9 protein-coding genes are annotated in these 9,379 nt (G+C 66.3%); 3 read left to right on the forward strand and 6 right to left on the reverse strand.

Annotated features, from left to right (window positions below):
• Positions 1 to 60: 60 nt before the first annotated feature.
• The 5 genes from lptB to Q0982_RS22955 form a co-directional block, all read right to left on the reverse strand.
• Positions 61 to 795 (reverse strand): LPS export ABC transporter ATP-binding protein, encoded by a 735-nt coding sequence (lptB, locus tag Q0982_RS22935; protein ID WP_322097096.1) that lies wholly within the window; start codon positions 793 to 795, stop codon positions 61 to 63.
• A 217-nt stretch (positions 796 to 1,012) separates the two neighbouring features.
• Complete coding sequence (locus Q0982_RS22940) at positions 1,013 to 2,005, reverse strand: LptA/OstA family protein (RefSeq protein WP_299400182.1); 993 nt, start codon at positions 2,003 to 2,005, stop codon at positions 1,013 to 1,015.
• The gene (gene lptC / locus Q0982_RS22945) at positions 2,002 to 2,700 is read right to left on the reverse strand and encodes an LPS export ABC transporter periplasmic protein LptC (RefSeq protein WP_299400184.1); all 699 of its coding nucleotides are present in this window, start codon (positions 2,698 to 2,700) and stop codon (positions 2,002 to 2,004) included. Before lptC ends, Q0982_RS22940 begins: the two co-directional genes overlap by 4 nt.
• A 14-nt stretch (positions 2,701 to 2,714) precedes the next feature.
• Positions 2,715 to 3,734, reverse strand: a complete 1,020-nt coding sequence (locus Q0982_RS22950; protein ID WP_299400187.1) for an SIS domain-containing protein — start codon at positions 3,732 to 3,734, stop codon at positions 2,715 to 2,717.
• Positions 3,735 to 4,151: 417 nt separating this feature from the next.
• A complete protein-coding gene (locus Q0982_RS22955) occupies positions 4,152 to 4,757 on the reverse strand; it encodes a ribonuclease D (RefSeq protein WP_322097097.1) in 606 nt (201 codons plus the stop codon).
• A 333-nt stretch (positions 4,758 to 5,090) separates the two neighbouring features.
• On the opposite strand from Q0982_RS22955, the gene Q0982_RS22960 reads away from it, so the two are divergent.
• The gene (locus Q0982_RS22960; RefSeq protein ID WP_299400191.1) at positions 5,091 to 6,041 is read left to right on the forward strand and encodes a complex I NDUFA9 subunit family protein; all 951 of its coding nucleotides are present in this window, start codon (positions 5,091 to 5,093) and stop codon (positions 6,039 to 6,041) included.
• Between the two features lie 25 nt (positions 6,042 to 6,066).
• Here Q0982_RS22960 and Q0982_RS22965 read toward each other — a convergent pair whose 3' ends face one another.
• Positions 6,067 to 6,894 (reverse strand): undecaprenyl-diphosphate phosphatase, encoded by an 828-nt coding sequence (locus Q0982_RS22965; RefSeq protein WP_299400194.1) that lies wholly within the window; start codon positions 6,892 to 6,894, stop codon positions 6,067 to 6,069.
• A gap of 749 nt (positions 6,895 to 7,643) precedes the next feature.
• On the opposite strand from Q0982_RS22965, the gene Q0982_RS22970 reads away from it, so the two are divergent.
• Both Q0982_RS22970 and Q0982_RS22975 read left to right on the forward strand, forming a co-directional pair.
• Positions 7,644 to 9,086, forward strand: a complete 1,443-nt coding sequence (locus Q0982_RS22970) for an NAD(P)-dependent oxidoreductase (protein WP_299400196.1) — start codon at positions 7,644 to 7,646, stop codon at positions 9,084 to 9,086.
• A gap of 20 nt (positions 9,087 to 9,106) precedes the next feature.
• Positions 9,107 to 9,379, forward strand: a 273-nt coding sequence (locus Q0982_RS22975; RefSeq protein ID WP_299400197.1) for a hypothetical protein, incomplete at its 3' end; no start/stop codon positions are given.

The following is a 9,379-nucleotide window of genomic DNA, read 5'->3' on the forward strand; positions in this document are numbered from 1 at the left end:
ACCAGAGATTGGCGCTGGCGCAGTTCCAATCTTTGTGTCGCCGCCATACTGCTTAACCTTTTAGAGGCTAAACCTTTCGCCCAGGTAAACGCGGCGGACATCCTCGTGGGCCACGATGGCGTCCGGTTCACCCTCCATCAGTACCACACCGTCGTGAATGATGTAGGCGCGGTCGACAATGTCCAGGGTTTCGCGGACGTTGTGATCGGTGATCAGCACACCGATGCCGCGGTCCTTGAGGTGGGAGACGAGATCGCGGATGTCCCCGACGGCGATCGGGTCGATGCCGGCCAGCGGTTCGTCGAGCAGGATGAAACTGGGCTGGGAGGCCAGCGCACGGGCGATCTCGACGCGGCGGCGCTCGCCGCCCGACAGCGCCACCGAGGGCGTGCGCCGCAGGTGGGTGATGGAAAACTCGGCCAGCAGGTTCTCCAGCGCCACCTCGCGCTTCTCGCGCACCGGTTCGATCACCTCCAGCACGCCGCGGATGTTCTGCTCGACCGTCAGGCCGCGGAAGATCGAGGCCTCCTGCGGCAGGTAGCCGATGCCGAGACGCGCCCGGCGGTACATCGGCATGTCCGTGATGTCATGGCCGTCGAAGGTGACCCAGCCGTAGTCCGGGGCGATCAGGCCGGTGACGATGTAGAAGCAGGTGGTCTTGCCGGCGCCGTTGGGTCCCAGCAGCCCGACCGCCTCGCCACGCTGCAGCGACAGGCTGACGCCGCGCAGGACCGGGCGCTTCTTGAAGCTCTTGCCGATGTTGACCGCCATGAGACCGGCGTTGTCCGCGACCAAGCGCGGACCTTCCGCGTTGGCAGCCGCGCCGTCCGGCTGCTGCGGCTCCTGCCGTTGGCCTCCGCTCTCAGCGCTCACCAGGATTTTCCCCCTAAACGACCCATCGCATCCCTGTTACACCAAATTCGCCCGGTCACCAAGGCCGCGGTCGCCCGCCGCAGGCGGGATCCGCCTATGACAACGCCGCCGAAAGGATGCCGAAGGCAGCGGTGCCGCTTCAAGAGCCGCTGCCCGCAGAACCGTCGTCTGAGGTGCCGTCTTCCGAAGTGCCGCCGTCGGTGACGGGCGCTTCCTCGATCGCTTCCTCTTCCGTGTTCTCCGCCGTCGGATCATTGGGCTTGGACTTCGGCAGGACGATGGCCGAAACCCGTCCGCTCGGCTGATCGCTGCCCGGCGCAGTGCCCAGCAGCTTGCTGACGCCGGTCGCCATGTTGACCTCGGCATACTTGCCGTCGAGCTGGTTTTCGCCTTGCGTGATTTTTACGTCGCCGGTCAGCGTCGCCAGTTCGCGGTCGACGAAGTAGGTTCCCTCACTGCCGCGCGCGTACTCCTTGGCGGTCAGGATCTCGACATTGCCGGTGGCGTCGATGCGCCGGACTTCCATCTGGTTGTCGGCGTTTTCGACGAAGTTGGCGGTGAGAACGTCAGCCCGGATCTGCTTGTCTTCGTGATAGGCACGGGCGTTGCCGCGGGCCACGGCCTGCTGCTTGGTCTCCCAATACTCCAGGCTGTCGCGGGCGGTGAGCCGGTCTTTCTCGCCTTCAAGGCGCAGGTCCTCGCCGGTCATGGTGAAGACCTGCTTGTCGATGTCGTACTGCCCCTTGTCGCCGTAGACGATGCCTTCGGGGGAGTGGATTTCGACATTACCGGTGGCTTCCAGAAGGAAGATCTCGCTGTTGCCCTCTGCCGAATCCCGGTAGTAGGCCGTCAGCACCTCGGCGCGCACCTCCACATCGCCGCTGGCGGCGCGGGCATTGCCCCGGGCGATGTAGGTCTTGTCGTTGCGGTTCCACTCGATGCCTTCTTCGGCGTTGATCTCCAGCGGCTCGTCGCTTTCCTGGAGATTGCCGATGGCCTGGGCTGCTGCGCTCTGCGGCTGCAGGGCAAAGGCCGGGACGAGAACGGCGCCCAAGAAGAGGGCGGCGGCCAGGATGCCGGTCTTTCCGAGGCGGCGGTCGTGTCGGGCTGCGGTTCGGGCGGCGGTCGTCATTGCAGGCTCTCTTCCGCATCGGGGTAGATCAGCATACGGCTTTTGCCGGTAAAGATGATGATCTGACCCCGTTCCCTCAAGATAAAGCCTTCCGACTCCAGTTCTCCGGCCGGGCCCTGGCCGCTGACCGCGGCATCGCCGGCGGCGCTGCCGTCGTTCAGATCGACGCGGGCGGTCTCGGTGGTGATCTCGAAGCCCTTGTCGTGGGTCAGATGCACGGTCCCGTTCAGATCCAGGATCTCGACCTCGCGGTTGTAGTGCCCGGTCCGCGCGGAGAGGGCGACGATGGCGCCCTCGGTGGTCTCGATGTTGGCGCGGGGGTGCTGCAACTCGACCACGTCTTCGTTGTCCGGCACTTGGCTGGCCATATCCGCAATCACGTTGAAGGGCTGGTTGTTTTCGTCGACCCCGCTGTAGTGCGCATTCAGCATGCTGAGGGTCTTGGCCTGTTCCTCGGCGATCTTTGAGAAATCGAGACCCAGGCTGCGTTGGTCGGGAATGATCTGCGGCCAGGCGATCACCAGCAGCACCAGCCCGGTCGCCAGGGCCGGCAGCAGCAGCTTCATCGAGGTGACGAAGAGACTGTAGGAATTGCGTCCGGAAAGGCGCGGCGGCTGCAGCGTTCCGCCCGCTGCGCTGCCCGGGGAGGCCTGCTTGGCCTCGCCGCCGATGGTCCCGATTGCCGCGTCCGCCATAGCCGCCCCAGCGCTCAGACCACGCCCGCGCGCAGGCAGTCGTGCATGTGAAGGATCCCGACCGGGACATCGGGCGAGGCTTCCTCATCCACCACGAAGACGCAGAGGAAGGGCGGGCTGCTGGTGTTCATGAAGGCCACCGCTTCGGCCGCCAGGGCGGAGGCGCGGATGGTGCGCGGCGAGGCGGTCATGACGTCCCTGGCCTTGCAGCTCAGCAGCGCATCGTCCATGTGGCGGCGCAGGTCGCCGTCGGTGATGATGCCGATCAGGCGGCCGGCTTCGTCGACGATGCCGACGCAGCCGAAGTGGCCCTCGGTCATGATGAGGATCGCTTCCGACATAACGGTATCGGGGGAACAGAGCGGCAGGGTCTCGCGCCCGTGCATCAGCTCGCTGACGCGCAGCAGGTGCTTGCCGAGGGTGCCGCCCGGATGCAGCAGGCGAAAGTCGCTGGCGGAAAAGCCCTTGCGGTCGAGCAGGGTCACCGCCAGGGCATCGCCCAGGGCCAGCATCATGGTTGTGGAGGTGGTGGGCGCCAGCCCCATCGGGCAGGCCTCCGGCGCCGCCGGCAGGATCAGCGGTACGTCCGCTGCTTCGGCCAGCGCGCTCTCCGCCTTGGCGGTCATAGCAATCATCGGGATCGAGAAGCGCTTGGCGTAGGTGATGATGTCGCTCAGTTCCAGCGTGTTGCCGGAGTTCGACAGGGCGATCACCGCGTCCTGGTCCGTGACCATGCCCAGATCGCCGTGGCTGGCTTCCCCGGGATGGACGAATTGCGCCGGCGTACCGGTCGAGGCCAGCGTGGCCACGATTTTGCGGGCGATGTGGCCGCTCTTGCCCATCCCCGTCACCACGACCCGGCCCTTGATGCCGGCCAGCAGCTCGACGGCCTCAATGAAACGGCCGTCCAGGCTGCGCGCCAGGGTGTTCAGCGCCTCGGCCTCTACCGCCAACACGCGCGCCGCCACAGCCAGGTCGGGATTCTGCGATTCGTCGAAAGTCTCGGAGGGGCAGGGTTCTGCTTGTGCCTTCATATCTTCACTTCTTGCCGCCAACGTTCAGCCGCGGGTTTCAGTCATCGGGGCCGCCCGCCGGCCCCTCGATTCAATCAGACTGTGCTAACGGGCCCGCACCAGCCAAAGATCCGCCTTGGCCGCAGGCCGTCTGCCGATCCTTACGCCGCCGGGCGGCGCCCTATCCCCGCTCTGGCCCGGACAGGGCGCTCCCTCGTATCCGGGTCCGCGATCAGGACCCCAGGCTCAAGGACAGCCGCTGCCGATTCGCCTGAATCGAAGGGATAGCACTCCTTTCCGGCTTCTACCAGACCTGCCGGGCGGCCGAATCTTCCGAGAGTCTTCCACCGGCTCGCGTCCATCCCCAGGTTCGCAGGCCTTGGTGGTGAGATCGCCGGTCCGTGGGGCCGGTCTCCAGGGGCTTGCCCGGCGGGCCGGCTAATGCGCCAGGATGTCGACCTCAGCCCAGCCTGCCAGATCCAGCTCGGCCCGCGTCGGCAGAAACCGGAAGCAGGCCTCGGCAAGGGCCTGACGCCCCTCACGCTCCAGCATGCCGTCCAACTTGGTCTTCAGGCGGTGCAGATACAAGACGTCGGATGCGGCATAGGCAAGCTGTTCCTGGCTCAATTCGCCGGCGCCCCAGTCGGAGGACTGCTGCTGTTTCGAGATCTCGACCCCGATCAGCTCTCGGCAGAGGTCTTTCAGACCATGGCGGTCGGTGTAGGTCCGCACCAGCTTGGAGGCGATCTTGGTGCAGTAGATCGGGCGGCAGTCGACGCCCAGGTACTGCCGGATCACCGCGACGTCGAAGCGGGCGAAGTGGAACAGCTTGGTCACCTGCGGGTCCGCCAGCAGGGCCTTCAGGTTGGGGGCGTCGTAGTTCCCCTTGGCAAACTGGACCAGGTGGCAAACGCCGTCGCCGCCGGAAAGCTGAACCAGGCACAGGCGGTCGCGGGCCACGGCCAGCCCCATGGTTTCGCTGTCGACCGCCACCGATCCGTCGAAGCTGACATCGGCCGGCAGGTCACCGCGGTGAAGATGGATTTCCGGGTTTGGCACGGTCCCTTGCGGCCCCCTGTATCGTTGTCCTTATCCTGGCTTTGGCATCCTTGCTTTGGCACTTCCGATGCCTCGGGGCGCGCTTTCCTGCACCCTCGCCTCGCCGCCGCCGGGCGGCAGGCCGAACGCCCAAAATAGGCGGTGATTTGAGGCTGTCAACTTACCCGGGGGCTTTGTATATATCGGCGTGTATATCGGCCTTTCGGGGCTGGCGGAGGCGACCTTCCGCCGCCCGGGCCCATGTGTGGCGTGCCTTGGCCGTGCTTTGGGGGTGGCCGGGCTGCGCCGGCAGCGACGGGAGTTTTGGGGGCAAGCGACATGAGCAGCGGTATCGTTACGGTTTTCGGCGGGTCCGGCTTTCTCGGTCGTTACGTCGTCCAACACCTGGCGCAGGACGGCTGGCAGATCCGCGTCGCCGTCCGCCATCCGGCGCGGGCGGCCTATCTGAAGCCGCTCGGCGACATCGGCCAGATCACGCCGCTGGCTGTCCCGGTGCAGGACCCCGAAGCCGTAGCCGCGGCGTTGCATGGGGCCGATGCGGCGGTGAACCTGATCGGTCTGCTCTTCGAAAAAGGGCGCCAGCGCTTCCAGGCGGTGCACGTCGACGGCCCCAAGGTCATCGCCGAGCAGGCTGCCGCCGGCGGCCTCAAGGGCCTGGTGCAGGTCTCCGCGATCGGCGCCGACCCGCAGGCGGAGGCGCACTATGCCCGCACCAAGGGCGAAGGCGAGGCGGCGGTCCGGGCGGCCTTTCCCCAGGCGACGATCCTCAGGCCCAGCGTGGTCTTCGGGCCGGAGGACGGCTTCTTCAACCGCTTTGCCGAGATGTCGCGCTTTGCGCCGGCGCTGCCGCTGGTCGGCGGCGGGATGACCCGCTTCCAGCCGGTCTATGTCGGCGACGTCGCCCGCGCCGTCGCCCTGGCGCTGAAGGATCCGGCCTGCCGGGGCAAGACCTACGAGCTGGGCGGCCCGAAGGTGTACAGCTTCAAGGCGCTCCTGGAACTGCTGATGGAGACCACCGGGCGGCGGCGGGCGCTGGTCACTCTGCCGTTCGGCCTGGCCCGGCTGCAGGCGCGCTTTCTGGAGCTGCTGCCCGAGCCTCCCCTCACCCGCGATCAGGTCACCCTGCTGCGCAGCGACAACGTGGTCAGCGAAGGTGCGCTGACGCTGGGAGATCTGGGGATCGAGGCGACGGCGGTCGAGACCATCATCCCGACCTATCTGGACCAATACCGTGCCGGCGGGCGGTTCTCCCAGGGCCCGCGCCCCTGAGGGCGTTCCCGGCCTTGGTTTCTTTTCAGGTCCCGTAGACCCACCAGAGCAGCCCGGCGCCGAGCAGGACGCGGTAGATGACGAAGGGCGTGAAAGAGGCCCTTCGCAGCCAACCCACCATCAGGAAGATGGAGATCAGGGCGACCACGAAGGCCACGGCCCCGCCGACCAGGGCCTCGAAGCCGAGCAGCAGGTCTCCGCTTTCGTAGAGTTCGAGACCCGCCAGGGTGCCGGCCCCCAGGATCGCCGGAATCGCCAGCAGCAGCGAGAAACGGGCGGCCTCGACCCGCTCGAAGCCTAGAAAGCGCGCCGCTGTCATGGTGATGCCGGAGCGGCTGGTACCGGGGATCAGCGCCAGGACCTGGGCGAAGCCGATTATGAGCCCGGCCCGGAAGGTCATGTGGTCGAGGCGGCGCAGGGTCATGGCGCTGCGGTCGGCGGCGTAGAGCAGCAGGCCGAAGCCGAGTGTTGCCCAGCCGATCACCGCGGTGCTGCGCAGATGCTGCGAGATCTGGTCCATGAAGAGCCCGCCCACTGCCACCAGCGGCAGGCTGCAGAGAACGATCAGAACGCCGAGGCGCCCGGCCGGGGTCCAGCGCCCGACGGCCAGCCGTGCCATGCCGCCGCCGATCTGCCAGAGGTCCCGCCAGACATAGGCGCAGACCGCCAGCAGCGTGCCGACATGGACGGCAATGTCCAGGGTCAGCCGATCGCGTTCGGACTGTTCGATGCCGTCCATGTTCAGGCCGTCGAAGCTGTTCCAGGCGAGCACGAGATGCCCCGACGAGGAAATCGGCAGGAACTCCGTGATGCCCTGGATGACGGCCAGAATGACGATGTGGAGCAGGGGCAACGCAGTTCCTTTAGAACAAGGGCCGGCAGAACAAGGGCCGGCAGAACAAGGGCCGGAACAACAGACGCCGGCCGCGACAGAATGACTCCAGGACCGGTTTCAACAGGGTTAAGCGGAGGTGAAGTTCCCACGCGCCGCCTGTCATTACACACCTCTTTGCCGGTTTTGTGGCGCGCCTGCGTCGTGCCGTTCGAAAGAGCCTTCGCCAGTGCCCGGCCAGCCGAATCGCACCCGAATCGCGCCCGAATCGCGCCCGGGAGATGGCGCGACGGGCGGGCTTATAGCACTCCCCCAGGATGGCTCACAGCCTGGAGTTTGCCCTGCCGGAGAGGCCACAGATTGGATTTTAGTACCGATAGGAGACTAAATTTAACCGCCTTTGCGGTATCCAATACGAAGATTCCGTGACAATTTCTCCAGTATCCGCTATTTAGGTCATAAATACTGACATATTTTGTCGTTTTTCCTCGCCCGCGCTTGCAGGTTCGTCTATAGACGGGCTCCACAAAGAGCGCTGAACCGCCGCCAGACCGGCTTTATGGGCCGGTTCCGGGTCGCTCTTTGAAGGGGAACCATGCTGCGGACCAGGGTGTGCCGCGGCGGCCCGGGTGGAAAAGGTCGCGGCCAATGGGTCAAAGACCAGAAGGTCCGGGTGCAGGACGGCGGTTGCCAAGAAGAACAAGAGCCGGCGGGGTCCGCGCAGTTGCGGGCGGCAGCCGCTGATGTGCAGAGTTTTGGGGTAGGAAACGATGACCAACAAGATGCTGAAGTTCGTCGACCTTGCGCGCGCCATGCCGGAGAAGCGCAGCGTCGATACGCGCCGGGCGGACTTCGGGGAGATCTACGAAGAATACGACCCCATCGCAGCCAAGGCGCAGGCCAGCCGCTGTTCGCAGTGCGGCGTTCCGTTCTGCCAGGTCCACTGCCCGCTGCACAACAACATCCCCGATTGGCTGATGCTGACCGCCGAAGGGCGGCTGCGCGAGGCCTACGAGATGTCGCAGGCGACCAACAACTTCCCGGAGATCTGCGGGCGGATCTGTCCGCAGGACCGGCTCTGCGAAGGCAACTGCGTGATCGAGCAGGCCGGCCACGGCACGGTTACCATCGGCTCGGTGGAGAAGTACATCACCGATACCGCCTGGGAGGAAGGCTGGGTCGAGCCGGTCAAGCCGCCGCAGGAGCGGCCGCAGTCGATCGGCATCATCGGCGCCGGTCCTGCCGGCATGGCCGCTGCCGAGGAACTGCGCCGCAAGGGCTATCAGGCCCACGTCTACGACCGCTACGACCGCGTCGGCGGCCTGATGATCTACGGCATCCCCAACTTCAAGCTGGAGAAGGAGGTCGTCGAAAAGCGCAGCGACCTGCTGACCCGCGGCGGCGTGCAGTTCCATCTGAACAGCGACGTCGGCGGCGCCCTCGGCTTTGCGGAGCTGCGCGAACGCCATGACGCGGTGCTGATCGCCACCGGCGTCTACAAGGCGCGCGACATCAAGGTTCCTGGCGTCGGCCTCGACAACGTTTTCGCTGCCATGGATTTCCTCACCGCTTCCAACCGCAAGGGCCTGGGCGACGCAGTGCCGGCCTTCGACGACGGCACGCTCAACGCCGCCGGCAAGGCGGTGGTGGTAATCGGCGGCGGCGACACCGCCATGGACTGTGTGCGCACCGCCGTGCGCCAGGGTGCCAAGTCGGTGCGCTGCCTTTACCGGCGCGACCGCAAGAACATGCCGGGCTCGCAGCGCGAGGTCGCCAACGCCGAGGAGGAAGGGGTCGAGTTCGTCTGGCTCTCGGCGCCGGAAGCCTTTCTCGGCGACGGCAAGGTCGAAGCCGTGCGCGCCCAGCGCGTACACCTCGGCATGCCCGATGCAACCGGCCGCCAGATGCCGCAGATCCTGGAGAACTCCAGCTTCACGATGGAAGCGGACATGGTGATCAAGGCGCTCGGTTTCGATCCGGAAGATCTGCCGCAGCTCTTCGATACGCCGGGTCTGGACGTCACCCGCTGGGGCACGGTGAAGACCGATTTCGCCACCATGATGACCAATCTGGACGGCGTCTTCGCCGCCGGGGACATCGTGCGCGGCGCCTCCCTGGTGGTCTGGGCCGTGCGTGACGGGCGCGACGCCGCCGAGCAGATCCACCGCCATCTTCAGGCCAAGGCCGACTCTGCCGCTGTGGCGGCCGAGTGATTTCCGGGGAAAGAAAGACCATGACCAAGAAGACAGCGCAGAAAGACGCCGCTGCCCGTATCACCGACTGGCGCGACACCGCGGACTACCTCAGCCGTGAGGGGCTCTACGATCCGGCCGACGAACACGACGCCTGCGGCGTCGGGCTGGTCGCCTCCATCGACGGCAAACCGCGGCGCGAGGTGGTGGTCGCCGGCATCGAGGCGCTGAAGGCGGTCTGGCACCGCGGCGCCGTCGACGCCGACGGCAAGACCGGCGACGGCGCCGGCATCCATCTGCAGATCCCCCAGGAC

Origin of the sequence: Pelagibius sp., assembly GCF_028281305.1 — a bacterium.
Lineage (GTDB): Bacteria > Pseudomonadota > Alphaproteobacteria > Kiloniellales > Kiloniellaceae > Pelagibius.